General features: G+C 53.5%; 13 protein-coding genes, 1 pseudogene and 1 riboswitch. Of the genes and pseudogenes, 10 read left to right on the top strand and 4 right to left on the bottom strand.

Going from position 1 to position 17439, the window contains the following annotated elements; translation table 11 throughout:
• Positions 1–443: 443 nt before the first annotated feature.
• From FHS19_RS19345 to FHS19_RS34980, 4 genes and pseudogenes are all read left to right on the top strand, one after another.
• Positions 444–2171, top strand: coding sequence for an ABC transporter substrate-binding protein (locus FHS19_RS19345; protein WP_183583466.1), 1728 nt, complete (start codon positions 444–446; stop codon positions 2169–2171).
• A gap of 213 nt (positions 2172–2384) precedes the next feature.
• Positions 2385–3062 carry a nicotinamide riboside transporter PnuC gene (gene pnuC, locus FHS19_RS19340; RefSeq protein WP_183583465.1) on the top strand — a complete coding sequence of 226 codons (678 nt, stop codon included), beginning with the start codon at positions 2385–2387 and terminating at the stop codon, positions 3060–3062.
• Positions 3059–4066 (top strand): AAA family ATPase, encoded by a 1008-nt coding sequence (locus tag FHS19_RS19335; protein WP_183583464.1) that lies wholly within the window; start codon positions 3059–3061, stop codon positions 4064–4066. The genes pnuC and FHS19_RS19335 overlap by 4 nt, the downstream gene beginning before the upstream one ends.
• A 128-nt stretch (positions 4067–4194) precedes the next feature.
• Positions 4195–4389, top strand: a pseudogene (locus tag FHS19_RS34980) (Hsp70 family protein); the annotation flags it as partial.
• A gap of 127 nt (positions 4390–4516) precedes the next feature.
• Here FHS19_RS34980 and yhbH read toward each other — a convergent pair.
• Positions 4517–5674 carry a sporulation protein YhbH gene (gene yhbH, locus FHS19_RS19325; RefSeq protein ID WP_183583462.1) on the bottom strand — a complete coding sequence of 386 codons (1158 nt, stop codon included), beginning with the start codon at positions 5672–5674 and terminating at the stop codon, positions 4517–4519.
• Between the two features lie 237 nt (positions 5675–5911).
• Positions 5912–6021, top strand: a riboswitch (TPP riboswitch).
• A 140-nt stretch (positions 6022–6161) separates the two neighbouring features.
• On the opposite strand from yhbH, the gene thiE reads away from it, so the two are divergent.
• From thiE to FHS19_RS19295, 6 genes are all read left to right on the top strand, one after another.
• A complete protein-coding gene (gene thiE, locus FHS19_RS19320; protein ID WP_183583461.1) occupies positions 6162–6809 on the top strand; it encodes a thiamine phosphate synthase in 648 nt (215 codons plus the stop codon).
• Positions 6793–6990, top strand: a complete 198-nt coding sequence (gene thiS, locus FHS19_RS19315) for a sulfur carrier protein ThiS (protein WP_183583460.1) — start codon at positions 6793–6795, stop codon at positions 6988–6990. Before thiE ends, thiS begins: the two co-directional genes overlap by 17 nt.
• Positions 6991–6998: 8 nt before the next feature.
• Positions 6999–7778: a thiazole synthase gene (locus FHS19_RS19310; RefSeq protein ID WP_183583459.1), complete on the top strand. Its 780-nt coding sequence runs from the start codon at positions 6999–7001 to the stop codon at positions 7776–7778.
• Between the two features lie 24 nt (positions 7779–7802).
• Positions 7803–8942 carry a glycine oxidase ThiO gene (gene thiO / locus FHS19_RS19305; protein ID WP_183583458.1) on the top strand — a complete coding sequence of 380 codons (1140 nt, stop codon included), beginning with the start codon at positions 7803–7805 and terminating at the stop codon, positions 8940–8942.
• 475 nt (positions 8943–9417) lie between these two features.
• Positions 9418–10644 (top strand): S-layer homology domain-containing protein, encoded by a 1227-nt coding sequence (locus FHS19_RS19300; RefSeq protein WP_183583457.1) that lies wholly within the window; start codon positions 9418–9420, stop codon positions 10642–10644.
• Positions 10645–11172: 528 nt separating this feature from the next.
• Positions 11173–14049 (top strand): DUF5704 domain-containing protein, encoded by a 2877-nt coding sequence (locus FHS19_RS19295; RefSeq protein WP_446686415.1) that lies wholly within the window; start codon positions 11173–11175, stop codon positions 14047–14049.
• Positions 14050–14128: 79 nt separating this feature from the next.
• Here the strand turns inward: FHS19_RS19295 and FHS19_RS19290 are convergent, their stop codons facing one another.
• The 3 genes from FHS19_RS19290 to FHS19_RS19280 all read right to left on the bottom strand — a co-directional run bounded on the left by FHS19_RS19290 (position 14129) and on the right by FHS19_RS19280 (position 17341).
• A complete protein-coding gene (locus FHS19_RS19290) occupies positions 14129–14974 on the bottom strand; it encodes a carbohydrate ABC transporter permease (protein ID WP_376771942.1) in 846 nt (281 codons plus the stop codon).
• 54 nt (positions 14975–15028) lie between these two features.
• The gene (locus FHS19_RS19285; RefSeq protein ID WP_183583456.1) at positions 15029–15910 is read right to left on the bottom strand and encodes a carbohydrate ABC transporter permease; all 882 of its coding nucleotides are present in this window, start codon (positions 15908–15910) and stop codon (positions 15029–15031) included.
• Positions 15911–16003: 93 nt separating this feature from the next.
• Entirely contained in the window at positions 16004–17341 is a 1338-nt protein-coding gene (locus tag FHS19_RS19280; RefSeq protein WP_183583455.1) for an extracellular solute-binding protein, read from the bottom strand.
• Positions 17342–17439: the final 98 nt, after the last annotated feature.

Raw genomic sequence — 17439 nt, 5'->3', positions numbered from 1 at the left:
TCCTATTTGTGATGTATTTTTATGACTTTATTTGCTTTTGTACCTTATATAATATACAAGCTAAAAAGTGCTCTTTTATCAGCATATTTGTGATAAATATCGATCGGAAACAGATCGAAAATTAATTCTAAAAATATGTATAAAAATGACTTGACAGTCGTTTTTAAATCTTTTATGATTCAAATATGAAAGCACTTTCATTACACATTTTCCCTACAAGCTGTTTTCGAAAACGTTTTAAACAAAGAGGTGGAGTCGAACAAGAAACCAGAGAAGTGAAGTGAGGAAGTTTAGTTAGTCCGAGTTTTGTAAACGTATTCAATTCATCTAGGTTTCGGCACAACATGCGGCAATGCCCTGCGTCAGTGATGGCGTAGATGCCATGCCGGCACTTGAATGCAGCATGATGTTATCCATTAGTAATGAAGGGGGATATGATTCACATGAAGGGAAACACAAAGAAGAAGTTTGGAATGCTGCTCCTCGCCAGTATGCTGCTCGTTTCCGCAGGCTGCAGCAGCTCAGGAGGCGACAGTAAGTCCGCCGATTCCGGAAGCTCGTCTTCCAATGCGGCGCAGGAAGCGAAGGCTGACGATACGAGCCCGATCACGTTCTCGTTTTTTGGCGCTGACGCCAGCCCGAACTGGAACAAGATGCAGGATGAAGTCGGTAAAGAAATTACGAAGAAAACGGGCGTGACCATCAACGCGGAATATGCCGTATCCGGTGCAGGAACAGATAAAATTTCTTTGATGGCCGCGAGCGGTGACTATCCTGATTTGATTTTCGCCAAAGGCGACGTCGACAAACTGGTTGAAGCCGGCGCGATGATCGACCTGACCGACCTGATCGACAAGTACGCACCGAACCTCAAGAAGGTATACGGCAAGTACATGGACCGTCTGCCGTACAGCAATGAAGACAAATCCATCTATGTGCTTCCGACGAACGGAGCGGTGGATCAGCAGTACTTTGACGCCGGCGGCGGATTTGAAATCCAGAATGCCGTGCTGAAAGAGCTTGGCTATCCGGAAGTGAAAACCGTTAAGGATTTTGAAAACGTTCTCCAGCAGTATAAAGACAAACATCCGACGATCGACGGCAAGCCGACGATTCCACTGACGCTGGACGCGGATGACTGGAGAATCATGATCACCGTAACGAATCCGGCCTTCTTGACGACAGGCGCTCCGGATGACGGCGAGTACTTCATTAACCCAGAAACTAACGAAGCTCAGCTGCACTACAAGCGTCCGGAGGAGAAAGAATACTTCCGCTGGCTGAACCATATGTACAATGTGGGTCTGCTGGATAAGGATACGTTCGTGCAAAAGAGCGACCAATATAAATCCAAGATCGCCAGCGGCCGCGTTCTGGGTCTGATTGACCAAGAGTGGGGATACTCCGATGCCGAGAATGCGCTCAAAACCGCAGGCAAAGCGGACCGCACTTACGCTCACTTCCCTGTAACGCTGAGTGATGAATACAAAGACCATTCCTTCCAGGATACAGGATTTGTAGCCGGCTGGGGCGTAGGCATTACAACGGCTTGTAAAGATCCGGTTCGTCTGATCAAATTCCTGGATTACCTTGCTTCGGACGAAGGCCAAGTATTGCGCAACTGGGGTATCGAAGGCAAGCACTACAATATGGTTGACGGTAAACGCGTCATTCCTGATGACGTACAGGACAAGAAAGTCAACGATAACACCAACTTTACGAAAACGTCCGGCATCGGACTGTACACTACCTTCTCCGCTCACTACGGCGACGGCGTAAAAGATCCATCCGGCAACTACTACACGACGAACTTCCCGGATCAAATCGTGGCTTCTTATACGCAGCCGGAGAAAGATACTTTGAAAGCATACGGCGCAACAACCTGGAAAGATCTGTTCCCGTCTGAAAAGGACTTCCCGGTTAAACCTTGGGGCGCAGCCTACAACATGGCCACTCCTCAGGACGGCAACTATAACGTTATCTACCAAAAAACGCAGGATATCATCCGCAAGCGGATTCCGGAAGCCATCCTGGCGAAACCGGAACAGTTCGACAGCATTTATGACAACATGCTGAAAGAGCTGGACGCCGCAGGCGCTCAGGAAATCGAAAAACAATATACGGAACTGATCAAGGAAAGAGTCGAGCTCTGGAGCGGAAGCGCTCAATAAGCAGGCCTGATCAGAGGAACAAGGGTTCCGGGATTTATCCCGGGGCCCTTGTTTGTTTTTTTTCAAAAAAACCATTGCTTCCGGAAGAACATCCTGCTAAGATGTAAACAACAGAATGATAATATCAAATTGATATTATTGAATAATTCATCATTACCCTCATCGGTCACGGCGATCTGTGAAGGCGTAATGGGGCAGCTGGAGGGGACGGACATGGGGAAATGGTTTAAAGGATGGAGCGCCTACGAGCTGGTATGGCTCGGGGTATTTTGCGGAATGGCGGTCGGACTTACGGTGATCATGAAGGACAGCTTGTTCGGCTTTACCGTGTTTTTGACCGGAGTGCTGTGCGTGGTATTGGCGGCGAAGGGTAACTTGATGAGTTATGTATTCGGCATGTACAACACGTTCGGGTATGCGTACCTGGCTTATACGAACGGGATTTATGGGGAGATGCTGCTGAATCTGCTGTTCTTCGTTCCGATGAACGTGGTTGGCTTCTTCCTGTGGCGGAAGCATCAGGACGGCGGCAAGCTTGAGATGCGCCGCATGAACCTCCGAGGAATTCTGTGGACCGGAGCCGCCTGTGTGCTGGGCAGCGTGATGATCGGTTTTTTCCTGTCGCTGATCCCGACCCAGAACTCGCCATATATCGATGCGATCACCAACGTGCTGTCGGTTGTCGCGACCTGTCTGATGGTATGGCGTTATAAGGAACAATGGCTGGTGTATATCGTGCTGAATGCTTTTACCGTGCTGTTGTGGGTGCTGCGTACCCTGGATGGCAGTCCTGACGGGCTGCTCATGATCGTCATGTGGAGCGCGTATCTTATCAATGCGGCATACGGCTATTACACCTGGAACAAAGGGGCAAAGGAGGCTTACCGATGAAAACGCTGGGACTGACCTTGGGGAAATTCGCCCCTTTTCATAAAGGGCATCAATACATGGTGGAGACGGCGCTGAAGGAAGTGGACGAACTGATCGTGGTCATTTACGATACGACGGTCACGACCGTTCCGCTGCATATCCGCGCCGGCTGGATCCGGAAGCTGTATCCGGGCGTCAGGGTGATCGAAGCGTGGGACGGTCCGGACGGCTATTCGAATGACCGGGAGCATGAAATCCGGGAGGAGCAGTATATTTTGGGGCTGCTTGACGGCGAGCTGGTTACGCATTTCTATTCGAGCGAGTTTTACGGCGATCACATGAGCAAGGCGCTCGGCGCCGTCGATCGCCGCGTCGATGAGGCGAGGGGCGTAGTGCCGATCTCGGCGACGATGATCCGGGAGGATCCGTATAAGCATCGGCAATTTGTAAGTGACATCGTATACCGTGATCTTATTACGAAGGTGGTCTTCGTGGGAGCGATGTCGACCGGCAAGTCAACGCTGACGGAAGCGCTGGCCGGCAAATACAATACGACGTATGCCAGCGAATACGGCCGGGATTACTGGACGGAGCATCAGGTGGACCGGCGGATCAGCTTCGAGGCTTTTGACGAGATTGCGGTAGGGCATATCGAGCGCGAAGAGAAGGCGCTTCTTGAAGCGAAACGGTACCTGTTCGTGGATACGAATGCCATTACGACGTATATGTTTGCACTGGATTATCACGGCCGGGCTCCGGAGCTGTTGACCCGGCTGGCGCTGGAGAACGCCGGCAGATACGATCTCTTTTTCCTGTGTGAGGACGATATTCCATATGACGATACGTGGGACCGCAGCGGAGACCAGAAGCGGCATGTGTTTCACAAGCAGATTATCGCCGATTTGAAGGAGCGCCGAATTCCTTATATCCCGTTGAAAGGATCGCTGGAGGAGCGGGTCAAGCGCGTGGAAGAGGTACTGGAGACTTTTGTGCCGTATAGCAATTATTTTGGAAGCCTTGCTTAAGTCGGTCCAATTATAGGATTAAAGAGGGGGCTGCTGGTAGAATAGAGAACGGATTGCTAGAATGGCCTGAGCTAAAGGCTCGGGCCGGCTAATGAAATAGGAAACATACAGGAAAGAGGGGGATTTCATTGGCTGTGATCGGAATCGATCTGGGAACGACGAACAGCCTGGTGGCCTGCTGGGCTCAGGACCACGCGGTGGTCATTCCCAACGTGCTCGGAGAACATTTGACGCCGTCCATCGTCAGTGTGGACGAAAACGGCGAAATTGTGGTCGGCCGGATTGCCCAAGAGCGCTTGATTACCCATCCGAAAAAGGCTGCAAATCAAGGGTCATGCAATATAGAGGTCATCTGGCTATGCAAAAAAAGTCGTTGTCGGTTACTCAGCGTAACCGGACAACGACTTTTTATATGCCATCATTTTGGGTTCCAGGAAGCGGTGCTTCGGCTTAGGTCAGTGCGCCTTCCTGCTTTTTAAAGAACGTACGCAGCGCCTGGTAGACTTCGCCTTTTTCCTTGATGACGTAATACATGAACTGATCGAGCTTGATATTCCGGTACGCGGACATCAGCGTGCTGCTCCGGTTGTACTGGTTGACTTCCCCGTAACCGAACATGTTGCTGACTTTGAGCAGCTCGCCGATCAGCCGCACGCAGCGTTCGTTATCGGAAGTCAGGTTGTCGCCATCCGAGAAATGGAACGGATAAATATTGTACTTGGCGGGCGGGTAACGCCGGTCGATGATTTCCAGCGCCTTCTGGTAGGCGGACGAGCAGATCGTGCCTCCGCTTTCGCCCCGGGTAAAGAAATCCTCTTCGGTGACTTCTTTGGCCTCCGTATGGTGGGCCACAAAGACGATGTCGACCTTTTCATACTGGCGGCGCAGGAAGCGGGTCATCCAGAAGAAAAAGCTGCGCGCGCAGTATTTTTCAAATGTGCCCATCGACCCGGACGTATCCATCATCGCGATGATGACCGCGCTGGAATGGGGAACGACGACGTCCTCCCACGTTTTGTAACGCAGATCGTCGGGACTGATATGGTGGATTCCCGGCTTGCCGCTGGTGGCGTTGCGCCGCAGATTTTCCAGGATCGTCCGCTTCTTGTCGATGTTGGACTGCATGCCTTTTTTGCGGATGTCGTTGAACGTGATCGATTCGGTTTCGACTTCCTGCTGCTCTTTCGGCTTCATATTCGGCAGCTCCAGCTGGTCGAACAGCATGTTTTCCAAGTCTTCCATGCTGACCTCGGCTTCTGTAATGTCCTGGCCGGGCTGGTCACCGGCTTTTTCACCTTGACCCGGCTTTTGCACCGGATCCCTGCCCAGCACGTCTCCCACCTGGCTGTCGCCGTCTCCCTGGCCGACATGCTTTTGCTTCTGGTAGTTATAAATGAAACGGTATTCATCGAGGCTCCGGATGGGCACCTTGATGATTTGCTTACCGTCCGACATCACGATGTTTTCTTCTGTGATCAGGTCGGGCAGGTTCTGCTTGATAATCTCCTTAACCTTCTCCTGATGGCGGACCTGATCCTGGTACCCTTTCCGGTGCAGTGACCAGTCCTCCTTGGACACCACAAACAGCGAATGATCGTCTGATGGCATGTTCAGGCACCTCCCATGTTCCCATACTCAGCACAAACTTTGGCTTGTTAAACATTTATATTCACGGGCGGGGACGATATGTGATGACGCGAGAGATAAAATAAGAAGTTCGCCGCACCCAAATATATGAAATTTTGCGAGAATCGTTACGATGGATGAGATCGCGTTCCGTTGGCGGTGATCTTACTCTGGCTATTGCCAAAAGTCAGCGGTTTGGGCTATAGTGGTTGTGAAATTAAATAGGAATGCGGGTGCTGGATGAAGTCCGGCTGAGATGGCAGCCTTATGCTGCGGACCGTTAATCTGATCCAGGTAATGCTGGCGTAGAGAATATCATTCGAATTGCGGTGCCATTCGTGTATTTTCTCGAATGGTTTTTTTGTGTTAACCGGGTAAGAGGGCGCTTACGCGGACTGAAGGCTTACCCTTCGCGATGATAGAAGCCGGCATGAAATGGAGGTAAAAAGAAAAGAGAGGAGCAACAGTTATGGTCGATTTTCGTCTGTATGCGATTACCGGCGAGACGTTCCATCCGGGACGCCGGCTGGTGGACGTGATGGAGCAAGCCATTCGGGGAGGCGCGGACATCGTGCAGTTCCGCGACAAAACGAGCGGCAGGGTGGAGCTGCTGCGCAAGGCGGCGGAGCTGCGGGAGCTGACCCGCCGCTACGGCGTTCCGTTCATCGTGAACGATCACGTCGATATCGCGATGGAGGTGGACGCGGACGGGATTCACCTCGGTCAAGGCGATATGCCGATCGCGGAAGCCAGAAAGCTTGTCGGCTCCAAGATCATCGGCATATCCACCCATGCGATTTCGGAAGCGCAGCGCGCCGAAGCGGAAGGGGCGGATTATATCGGCGTCGGGCCGATCTATGCGACGGCTACGAAAGCGGACGTGGTGGATCCGGTTGGTCTTTCGTACATTCGGGAAGTCGCCGGGCTCATCCGGATCCCGTTTGTGGCGATCGGCGGCATTAAGCTGGGCAACGTGGACGAAGTGATCCGGGCCGGTGCGAGCCGCGTATGCGCGGTGAGCGAAATCGTCGGCAGCCCTGACCCGGAAGCGGTGTGCCGGGCGTTCATTCACAAGCTTGAAAGTAGAGGAGGAGCGGTGGATGGAGCTGATCATTAACGGAACAAAGCGGGAGCTGGCGGCCGAGACGGTAGCCGATGTACTCCGCCTGCTGGGACTGTCCGGCAGGCCGGTCATGGTGGAAGCGGACGGACGGGTGCTGAAGATCGAGCAGTGGGAGACGACGCCGGTCGTGCCCGGGATGAAACTGGAGCTGGTCCATTTTGTAGCGGGAGGTTGAGGAAAAGAATGAGCAGAGATACTTGGCAGGTTGGCGGACAGGAACTGTCGTCGCGGTTGTTTCTGGGTACCGGGCTGTTCCCCGACCCTTATGTGCAGATGGAGGCGATCAAGGCTTCCGGTACGGAGGTGTTGACGTTCGCCATCCGGCGGATCCATCTCGATTCGGTGGAGGATGACTCGATTCTGCAGCATGTGGAGCCCCAGAAGTATATTTATCTTCCCAACACATCCGGGGCGAAAACGGCCGATGAGGCGGTCCGGATCGCCCGGCTGGCCCGGGCGTCGGGTCTCAGCGACTGGATCAAGGTGGAAATCAGCGCCAATAAGCGCACGCTCCTGCCCGATCCGATTGAAACGTTAAAAGCGACGGAAACGCTGGTCAAGGAAGGCTTTACGGTACTTCCGTATATCTCCGACGATCCGGTGATCTGCAAAAAGCTGGAGGAGGCCGGGGCAGCCGCAGTTATGCCCGGCGCAGCGCCCATCGGCACTGGCCTCGGTATTCTGAATCCGTACCATATCGGATTGATCGTGGAGGAGCTGTCAGTCCCTGTCATCGTGGATGCGGGTCTGGGGACGGCCAGCGACGTGGCACTGGCGATGGAGCTGGGGGTCTCCGGCATTCTGATGAATACCCCGGTGGCCAAAGCCAAAGACCCCGTGATGATGGCGAGGTCGATGAGGCTGGCGATTGAAGCGGGGCGTTTGGCTTACTTGTCCGGGCGGATTCCGAAGAAGAGGTATGCTTCGGCCAGCAGCGGTCTGGAGTCACTTGTGATCGAATAAAAAAGGATGACAGGGGGCTGTACAATGAACGGAGACATCATCGTAATGGGCGGCGGCATCATCGGATTATCCTGCGCGCTGGAGCTCCGCCGCCGCGGCCTGAACGTCACGCTGGTCGAAAAGGGTCCCTGCGGCGGGCAGGCCTCCGGCGCGGCGGCAGGGATGCTCGCGCCGTATTCGGAGAACGTGGAATCGCCGGACGAGTTCTTCCGGTTGTGCCGCGAGAGCTTGTCGCTGTATCCACAGTGGCAGCAGGCGGTGAAGGACATCTCCGGCGTCTCCTTCGAATATGCCGAAACCGGCAGCTTGTACGTCGCTAGGCACGAGGCGGATTTGCTGGCCCTGGAGAGCCGGCTGGAATGGCAGCGGAGCTGGGGCTCCGGGGGCGAAATATTAACGGGGAGCGCGCTGTTCGCTGCCGAGCCGGGGCTGACCCGCAAAGCGGTTGCCGCCCTGCGTACACCGGTGGAGAGCCATGTGTATGCCCCGGATTTGGCGGAAGCGGTCAAACGGGCCTGCCTGGCCTCCGGCGTGCGGATTCATGAGCATCTTGGCCGGATCGAGCTGGCCGAATGGCGGGAGCGGGTGGCGCTGAGGGCGCAGAGTGGCGAGCGGTTTGAAGCGGACCGGCTGCTGATCAGCACCGGTGCGTGGGTGCAGGAGATGTCGGAAACCCTCGGCATCCGGATTCCTGTGTACCCGATCCGTGGACAAATTTGTGCCTACGCTTGGAACGAGGAGCGCGAGCCGCTTCGGCATCTTGTGTTCACCAGCCAGGGGTACCTGGTGCAAAAAGCGAACGGAACGCTCGTGTGCGGCGCCTCGGAGGATATCGCCGGATTCGATACGTCTGTCACAGACAAAGGGATCCGGCGGCTGACGGAGTGGAACAAACAGGTCCTGCCTGTCCTTGGTGAGGTACAGCCATTTCACCGCTGGGCGGGACTGCGTCCGGCGGTTCTCGATGGCCGGCCGCTGATCGGGCGGCTGGATCATGCCGGCCATATTTTGGTGGCTGCGGGTCATTACCGCAACGGCATCCTGCTCAGCCCAATCACGGCCGCGCTGATCGCCGACAGCGTGGAGGGCAAGCCGCTGCCGGAGTGGTGTGGAGCGTTCCGGCCGAACCGGTTCGGTGGGGTGCAGGCGGGCGCTTTTTCGTAAAATATAAGGATTGACGGCAAAGCAGGAATGCATTCCTGCTTTGTTTTTTTGTGTTGGATGGGGCAAGAACTTTTCACTAAACATGCATCTTATATATCCATTAGACCCATATAATAGAAGTTATGAGGAGACATGACAATTAATGACAAATTTTGCGAAAATGCTGTAGTATACTGCAAGTAGTCCTATGTCAAATAGGAAAGAAGTTTCACAGGAATACATAAGGAGGTGCGGCTGCTTAGGGCCACGCGTGGGCAAGCAGTCCCGTCGGTTAAGAAAATCATACTTATTTAGCAAGAGGGTTTCGGTTTAGAGCTACAAAGGAAGCAGTAGCACAGACGGTACCAGGAAGAATCAGGAAGTTAGATTGTACCAGCATGTCAGGGAGGATAAGGAAGCTTGAAGATCAGTGAATTTAAGAGGAAATAGGAAATGCAAGAAGCTGCATATTTTAAAAGATTGGAGCGGAAGAAGCATGTTCAAATCAATGTTGATGATCATTTTGGCCGGGGCGATGCTCCTCGGAGCGGCAGGAGCGATCGAACTGCCCGTGCCTGCAGCCGCGGCGGCGGCTTTTAAAGATGTACCGGCGTCCCATTGGGCGAATCAGGCCATTAACGATGCGGTATTCAAGGGTTACCTAAAAGGAGACGGCAGCGGTAAATTCAGACCGAAGGACCCGGTTACACGGGCTGAATTTGCAGCGATTCTGGCCAGAGTTTCGACGAACGAGAACGCTGGCGGAACAGCGGTATTTTCCGATTTGGCCGGGCACTGGAGCGAAAAGGAAGTGAGCGAGGCGGCGGGGAAAGGCTTTTTCAGCCCGACCGATTACACGAATGGCTTTAAGCCGGGTACTCCGCTAACGCGAGTGGAAATGGCGAAGTGGATGGCCTCCGGACTGGCGGCCCGCGACGGAGAGTACATGCAGGCGATCGAGGACACGAAGGACACCATCGTGCCGGTGACGGAGTATTACAAGGGCGGTTTGAACAAAGCCGACTATCCGTATGTGTCGGTCATGCTCGGAACGGGGCTGATGTCCGGGTATCCGGACGACAGCTTCGGCGGCGGCAAAACGACCACGCGCGCGGAGGTCGCGGTGATCATTCAGCGTTTCGAAACGACGCAGACGAAGGCGCCGAGCGCGTTCAAGGGACTGAACGAGCTGCGGGAAGTGGGGACGACGGGGACGAACCTCCGGACGGTGATTCCGGCGTATGAGTATGCTGAGGGGCATGAGCTTAAAACGATCCTGGGTAAGGACGTAAGCCTTAGAAACAATACCGGAAAAGTGAAAATATATCATTATATTTTTATGAGTGGTTTGAGTGCGAACCAGACGGGAAGTATTTATGGGCGGATGTTTGTGGATACGGATAAAATATTTTTTGAAAATTCTTATTTAGTGTTTATAGATTCGTCAGTAATTGCAAACAAAGAAGGTTTTGACTTACGAAGTTATTCAAATGGACTTAAATATCGTCTACAAGGGGGAAGCAGAGTTTTTGGCTTGACTTCAGTTAGATTTGGTTACACTACTCTTCCAAGTGAAGGGCCAGTTAATATGTTTAAAAAGGGAGTAGAGACTAGATTATGGAGTTCATCTTCTGTAGAGAGAAATCTAACAGCTGGTAATTCAGAAATTGAAAGTGTCTTTGCTGACGATGGCTCTTATGGCGCCATTTTATTGCAGAAATGATAGTTGGGAGTGACTATCGAATTGGTTAAGTCCATAAAAAAATCATCGTTAATCTTTACTCTATCCTTAGTAATGATTGGTTGTCTCCCTTTTAGACATATATACTCCGCTGAAAGTTACCCGCCCGACAGCATTGTTTCTCCTCCCACTGGGCCTCAGATTCGCCAAGTAGTTACAAAATCGGTGACCGCTAAGGCACATGCTAATCCGGGAGTATTTTGGTACCAATTAAATGACGGTTCGTTTCAAGCAGATAGAAATGATAATGGAATCACTGATATTGCTGCTATGGGAGGGAAAGACAACGCACCATACCCATTGGAGACGGAAACTGGTGCAAAAATCAATACATTGGACTACTCCCCGAGTGATTTTTTAGATTTAGCCGGTCAACCTGTTCCCAAAAGCGCTGTAGAAAACCTGAAATTGATGAAAGACGGAACAAAGTTTACTGATAGTATTTATTTTAAGCCAGGCACTAAGCATGTACCCAATTTAGTATTTCTCGAAGATAATATAAGTCTCTTTCTGTGGGTTATCACTGGAGGTGAAACATTTACTCATAGAGAGAAGCTGGATATCAACAACAGGCCAAATGGATACCCAAAATTTCTTGTTGAATATGATATCGATCTAGACCTTAAATGGGAAGGCACCGCCAAAGAAATCAAAGAAATGCGGGTGACCCCTACGAGTGCGGCGATGAAACCTGGTGAGAAGAAGAACTTTAAAGCCGAAGTGCGTACGAAGCCCTTCAGCGCGAAGGGCGATACGAGCTTCGGTGACTTCGTCGATGTGACCACCCGCACCGAGACGAAGTGGAGCTCGGACAAAAGCTCGGTGGTGACGGTGGACAGCAGCGGGAACGTCACCGCAATAGGCAAAGGCACGGCCAAAATCACGGCCGTATGGAAAAGCGGCCTCTACTACCTGTACGGCACAGCTACCGTGACTGTCGGCGATGGGGGCGGGGACGGACCGCCTCCGGTCGACCCCCCGGATCCCGCGGTAAGCTGTACCGAGCCGGCGCCAGGCCAGTCCATCACCGGCAAATACATGGACCCCGTTGTGACGGCCAAAATCAAAGCGGATGCCCGCGGCAGCGAGCGGTTTGACGTGCTCCAGGGCATTCCGACCTCCGAGAGCTTATACGGCAATGTGCTCGCCCGGAATCACCTGTACCAGGACAAGTTCGTACAGATGACCGGGACCTGCACGTATACGGTCAATGTGACCAAGGAGTATACGCTGAAATGGGACCCGGGCAAAGAAGTGCCAAACGCTGACGGTAAAGGAACGCATACCGAGCCGGACCCGCAGAGCGAAACCGAAAGCAAAACCTATACCTACCAAATTGAGCGGCGGTATGCTTTCTGGAAAATCGAGAACCTGGAGGTCTACCAAATCCGTGAGGCGATTCTCGACAATTACGCCCTGCCGGGCGGCCGGATTGCCATCCAGCCGAGCGGCTACAGTCCACCGTATTATGCCGCCGCCACGAGCGGGAATTACGATCCGCCTGCTCCGCCCGGAGAGCTTACGGCTGCCGGACAGACGCTGACCGGAGGCAAGTCCAAGCCGTCGGTGCCGAATGACGAAGGCGCCCTAAAAGGGGAAGCGGAGAAAGCCGTCGGCAAAATCCAGGTGACGAATGACTCGCTGGTCTTTAACGGGCAGACGATTATGAACAACCAGAAGGTTGCGGAATCGGGCCCGACACCGTCGCAAATTCCCGAGCCGCCCCAGATCGGCGACAGCGTGCTGTACAGCCCGGGAAATCTGATCGATCCCAGCAAAACCAATAAAAAGGATACGCCGAGCGCGGGCCAAATCGAATATGACCTGATGCCGGGAAATATGAACGGCGGGCAGAACCAGGAATTTCCGATCTACGGCATCAACACCGTGACGGTCCATACGCCGGTGGTTAACTATTCCTCCGTGTCGGACGATGCGGCGCACAACCAGAAAACGAATCCGGACGCCGGACGGTCCGCCCTGATACTGGAGCGTCCGTTCACCGTCCGGATTCCGACGAGCGGCCAGCATGTCAGCTACCCAGGCTACGGCAACCGGGATTACGCCAATTATTTCCGTACCAAGCAGGTCAAGTTCCCTTTTGACGTCTATGATGGGAACCGGACCGCCTTTATTCCGAAAAACACATGGGTGGACATTCCGGTCGGCCAGCTGGACACGACCTTTGATTTGCCGGTGTGGGTGGACGAGGGTCCATACCAGATCGCCTTTCGCAATATTGCCGAAAATGCCCCGGCGGACTATACGCTGCAAAATAACGCCAATACCAGTCTGGTGCATCATGCCGCATACGATGAGGTGGCGGTTGACGTCATTGGGCGGCTGTACGATTTTCACGTGACCGATATTGCCGACTACAATTGGGAGACCGTGTTCCGGTCCCAGAAGGGCAGCGCGCTCCAGACGGGCGTCTCCTACTGGGTCGGTCAGAAAGGGATCGATGGCGATCCGCGGGGCAATGCAGCCGTCTTTACGCTGCCGGTCCGTCCGGGGAGCAGCCCGCTGCAGGGTTTCAAGAACGTGTCCGTCAAGACCGGATACCACTTCAAGTTTGATTTTAAAACGAAAGGGAATATGTTCGGTCCGCTGGACGGCATCCGCATCACGCCAAGCTTCTATTATGTCAGAAAAGACGGGAAGGCCGTCAACAGCCGCGGCGATACGCGGATACCGGTGGATTTGTACTACAGCACAAGCTCGAAGCATTTTGTGAAAATCGGATCGTCCGCAGATCAAGTGCAGCGTTACGTCATCTTAAATGACCGGCTGCGGAACGTGCCCGCGCAGGAGCTGCGGGATACGGCTGGCTACAAGTTTAATCATGGCGGCGCAAGCGGGGGTCAGAACCGGAACGAATACATCAGCAGCTATGTAAACAAGTATACGAAGCAAAAGACGCCGGTCGGAAGCTACAGCCTGCTGATTCTGCCTGAGCAGCTGCGGACGTTTCTCAGCCTGAAGGATCCCGTACCCGAATCGGTGGACCGCGAACGGGCTGACGTATCGATCCAGAAATGGTACGGCGAGTACAGCCTGCCGGCCGATCCCTATGTGGTCGAAGCGGGGACGAATGTCGCGGAATATGGGCGCACGCACGGCGGGCTGGATGACAAGTCCCCGATTTTTCTGAAGAACGGCTACATCGTCGTGAACTTCAACATCGAATCCATTCAGGCGGGCGACTTGAAAAATCCGCATTTGCAGTACATTTACGCCCCGCTGATGAATCAGTGGCAGATGGAAGGCTTTAACCGGAACATCCAGGATGCCTTCGGGAACCGGTTTACGCTAAAAGACGGCGACGTTGTATTTTACCTGACCGATCAATCCAGCAGGGATGACTTCAGCAGCCAGGTGCCGCATTAACGGGGAATCAGTAAAAAGGGCTGCCCTTAGGTCAGTTTGTGACCTTTGGGACAGCCCTTTTTATGTGTGCCTAGACGTATCAGCCTTTGACCGACCCGGCTGCGATGCCCTCCACGATCCGGTTGCTGAGCACCAGAAAGATGACGAGAATCGGCAGGATGCTGATCATCAGGGTCGCCCCGATGGCGCCCCAATCGGTCGTGTATTGTCCGACGAAGTTCTGGACGCCGACCGTCAAGGTCTTCAGGTTGTCTGAACTGATGAAGGTGTTGACGAAAATAAACTCGTTCCAATTATAAATCATGTTAATGATCGCAGCCGTAGCGATAACCGAGAGTGTCATCGGCATGACGATCCGGAAGAACATGCGGTTCACGGAGCAGCCGTCCATGATGGCGGCCTCTTCCACCTCGCGCGGCAGCGCGTAATAGAAGCCGAGCAGAATCATGATCGTGATCGGCAGATTAAAGGCGGTGTAGGACAAGATGATGCTGAGCTGGTTGTCCGTGAGCCCCACTTTTTGAAACAGGATGAACAAGGGAATCAGGGTCGAATGCACCGGGATCATCATGCCCACCATGAACAGGCCGAGGACGAGGGAGCTGAGCTTCCAGCGCATCCGGGTGATCGCAAAGGTCACAAAGCTGGCCAGCAGAATCGTCAGCACGACGGCAACGACGGTGATCAGGACGCTGTTCATAAAATAACGGCCGATATTTCCCTGCTGCCATACGTTTTCATAGTTCTCCCATTTGGGATGGCTGGGGAGGGCGAAGGGAGGAAGATTGAATACCTCCTGATTATTCTTCAGGGAAAACAAAAGCAGCCATACCAGCGGCAAAATTTGCAGGACCGCTCCCGCGATCAGTACTACATAGAGCAGGCCGGAGCCGATTCTGGCGCCGACAGGCCGGGAAGACCGCATCACGGGAACGGATACGGCCGGACTTGCGGTTCTCATCATAAGCACCTCCTCTTATCATGAATATTGAATCGTGTCTTTGGAGGCGGTTGCCTTGCGGATCGCCCAGGTGGCGACCATGCAGATGATCAGCAGGAAGAAGCCGATGGCACTGCCGTAGCCAAAGTCGAATCCGCGGAACGCCTTTTGATACATGTAGGACGCCATCACTTCGCTGGCCCCGTTCGGCCCGCCGTCCGTCATGACATAGATCAAGTCGAAATATTTCAGCGAGCCCACGACGGCCAGCACAATCGTGACTTTGACGACCTCGGAAACGAGCGGCAGCTTGATTCGGAGGGCGATCTGCCACGGATTGGCTCCGTCGATCCGGGCTGCTTCGATGAGCGATGCCGGGATGTTTTTCAGGGCGGCGTAGTAGATCAGGATGTAGAAACCGGCGTACTGCCACAGAATCGGAATGAACAAGGCGTACAGCACGAGCTTCGGATCCGACAGCCAGGCGGGGGGATCCTCCACACCCAGCGACACGAGAAACGAATTCAGAATGCCGTTTGTCGGGTGGTAGATTTTAAGCCACAGCTGGGCAATGGCCACGGAAGAGAGCAGCATTGGAATCAAATAGATTTTCCGGAGGAGCCCCGCCCCCTTGATGTTTCCGGCCAGGATCAGTGCAACGATCATGTAGACGGCCAGGCTCACCGTCGATAGTACCGCAAATAAAAATGAGTGGTACACGCTGTTCCAGAATGCGTCGTCCTTCATCAGGCTGGCGTAGTTCTCCATCCCGATAAAACTCATGCTGCTGACGCCATCCCATTTCATCAGGCCGTAGTATCCGGTAAGGACGATGGGAATATAAATAATGGCCATAATCAGAAGCAGGGACGGCAGCACGTACAGGGCGATGATTTTTTTGTTCGACATGACTTTGTCCATAATACGATTGCCTCCTTACGATGCGGGTCGGACAGAGAAAAGGACTAACCGGTCATAACACCCGGTTCGTCCTTGATCTCCTTACCGCGACGGTTACTTTCCGGCCTTTAGTGCCTCTTCCTGCTTTTTGGCGAATTCCTCCGGTGTGATGGCGTTGCCGAGCAGCGCCTGGATCAGGTTGTAATGTTCTTCCGCGGCACCCGGTTTCATCTGTACGTCCAGATAGAGAATGACTTTGCTGGCGTTGTTCAGTTCGTTCAAGACGTCAATGAACATTTGCGGCAGCTTGACGCTGGAGGTATCAACCTTCGTTCCCGGGATAATGCCCGCATCAACTACGGATAACTCGCCCCAACGTTTGACGAAGAAGTTGACGAACTTCTTGGCATCCTCCTTGACTTTGGAGTTTTCGGAGACGAACATGCCGACGCCGACGCCGCCGACCCAGTCGTTAATGTTCCCTTTGCCGCCTTCGATCGTCGGGAATTTGAAGAAGCCGATTTTATCCTTGAACTCCTGCGGGATATCGGGATTGGTCGTATAGTTCGGTACTTCCCAGGTTCCCATCGCGTACATGGCCGCTTTTTCGTTCATGAATTCCGATTTGGCTTCGTCGTTGGACAGACCGTTAAAGCCTTTCACGAAGGCGTTACTCTTCACCAAATCCTGCGCTTCCTTGGCAGCCTGAATCAGGCTCGGATCGCTGAACGTGCTGCTGGCTACCGCCTGATCCTGCACGTCCGGACCGCCGAGCCGGTCAGCCAGGTACATGTACCAGAAGGAGCCGGTCCAGGCGTCCTTCGACCCAAGGGCGATCGGAGTGACTTTGTTGTCGTTCAGCGTTTTGACGATGTTTTTAAATTCTTCATAGGTTTTCGGCGGCTGCAAATTGTATTTGGCAAAAATCTCTTTGTTGTAATAAACAGGCACGATGTTCAGCTCTACGGGCAGCGCATATGTTTTACCGTCCACGGCATAGGCTTCTGTCGTCCCCGCTACAAATTTGTCTTTCAGGTCGCCTTGGAGCAGGTCGTCCAGCGGGGCGAACATGTTGCCTTTGACATATGGCTCCAAAAATCCGGCAGCCCATGTAAAGCCGACGTCCGGCAGGCTGTTGGAGGCGGAGAGGACCTTCAGTTTATTTTTATACTGCTCGTTCTCCAGCACTTCCGTTTCGATTTTGACGTTCGGGTTGGCCTGCTCGTATTCGCCGATGATTTGCTTCACCAGCTTGTTCTGGGCGGAGTTGCTGCCGTCCGGCCACAGGTGCATCATTTTGATCGTGACTTTATCGCCGGATCCACCGGATGCGCTTTCACCGCCGGCGGCTGTGCTGCCGTTGTCCGAACTGTTTTTGCTTCCGCCGCACGCCGACAGCACGAGTGTCAATGCCAGCAGCAGCATCGATGCGGATAACCATTTCTTTTTCATAAATGCCCGTTTCCCCCTTCGTATCATCGCGAGAGATGTATGCGCTTTCCCTCTGAAGCCAAGTGTAGCACCCCGCACGGGGAGGACATAAGGGCACA

The organism is Paenibacillus rhizosphaerae (assembly GCF_014192015.1).
GTDB lineage: Bacteria > Bacillota > Bacilli > Paenibacillales > Paenibacillaceae > Paenibacillus_AQ > Paenibacillus_AQ rhizosphaerae.
Note: the sequence above shows the minus strand (reverse complement) of the source record. Positions and strands in the feature narration are given on the sequence as shown.

Coding starts and splice junctions, on each gene's coding strand:
- FHS19_RS19345 (WP_183583466.1), top strand. CDS start 444: ATGAAGGGAAACACAAAGAAGAAGTTTGGAATGCTGCTCCTCGCCAGT.
- pnuC (WP_183583465.1), top strand. CDS start 2,385: ATGGGGAAATGGTTTAAAGGATGGAGCGCCTACGAGCTGGTATGGCTC.
- FHS19_RS19335 (WP_183583464.1), top strand. CDS start 3,059: ATGAAAACGCTGGGACTGACCTTGGGGAAATTCGCCCCTTTTCATAAA.
- yhbH (WP_183583462.1), bottom strand. CDS start 5,674: ATGCCATCAGACGATCATTCGCTGTTTGTGGTGTCCAAGGAGGACTGG.
- thiE (WP_183583461.1), top strand. CDS start 6,162: ATGGTCGATTTTCGTCTGTATGCGATTACCGGCGAGACGTTCCATCCG.
- thiS (WP_183583460.1), top strand. CDS start 6,793: ATGGAGCTGATCATTAACGGAACAAAGCGGGAGCTGGCGGCCGAGACG.
- FHS19_RS19310 (WP_183583459.1), top strand. CDS start 6,999: ATGAGCAGAGATACTTGGCAGGTTGGCGGACAGGAACTGTCGTCGCGG.
- thiO (WP_183583458.1), top strand. CDS start 7,803: ATGAACGGAGACATCATCGTAATGGGCGGCGGCATCATCGGATTATCC.
- FHS19_RS19300 (WP_183583457.1), top strand. CDS start 9,418: ATGTTCAAATCAATGTTGATGATCATTTTGGCCGGGGCGATGCTCCTC.
- FHS19_RS19290 (WP_376771942.1), bottom strand. CDS start 14,974: ATGCGGTCTTCCCGGCCTGTCGGCGCCAGAATCGGCTCCGGCCTGCTC.
- FHS19_RS19285 (WP_183583456.1), bottom strand. CDS start 15,910: ATGGACAAAGTCATGTCGAACAAAAAAATCATCGCCCTGTACGTGCTG.
- FHS19_RS19280 (WP_183583455.1), bottom strand. CDS start 17,341: ATGAAAAAGAAATGGTTATCCGCATCGATGCTGCTGCTGGCATTGACA.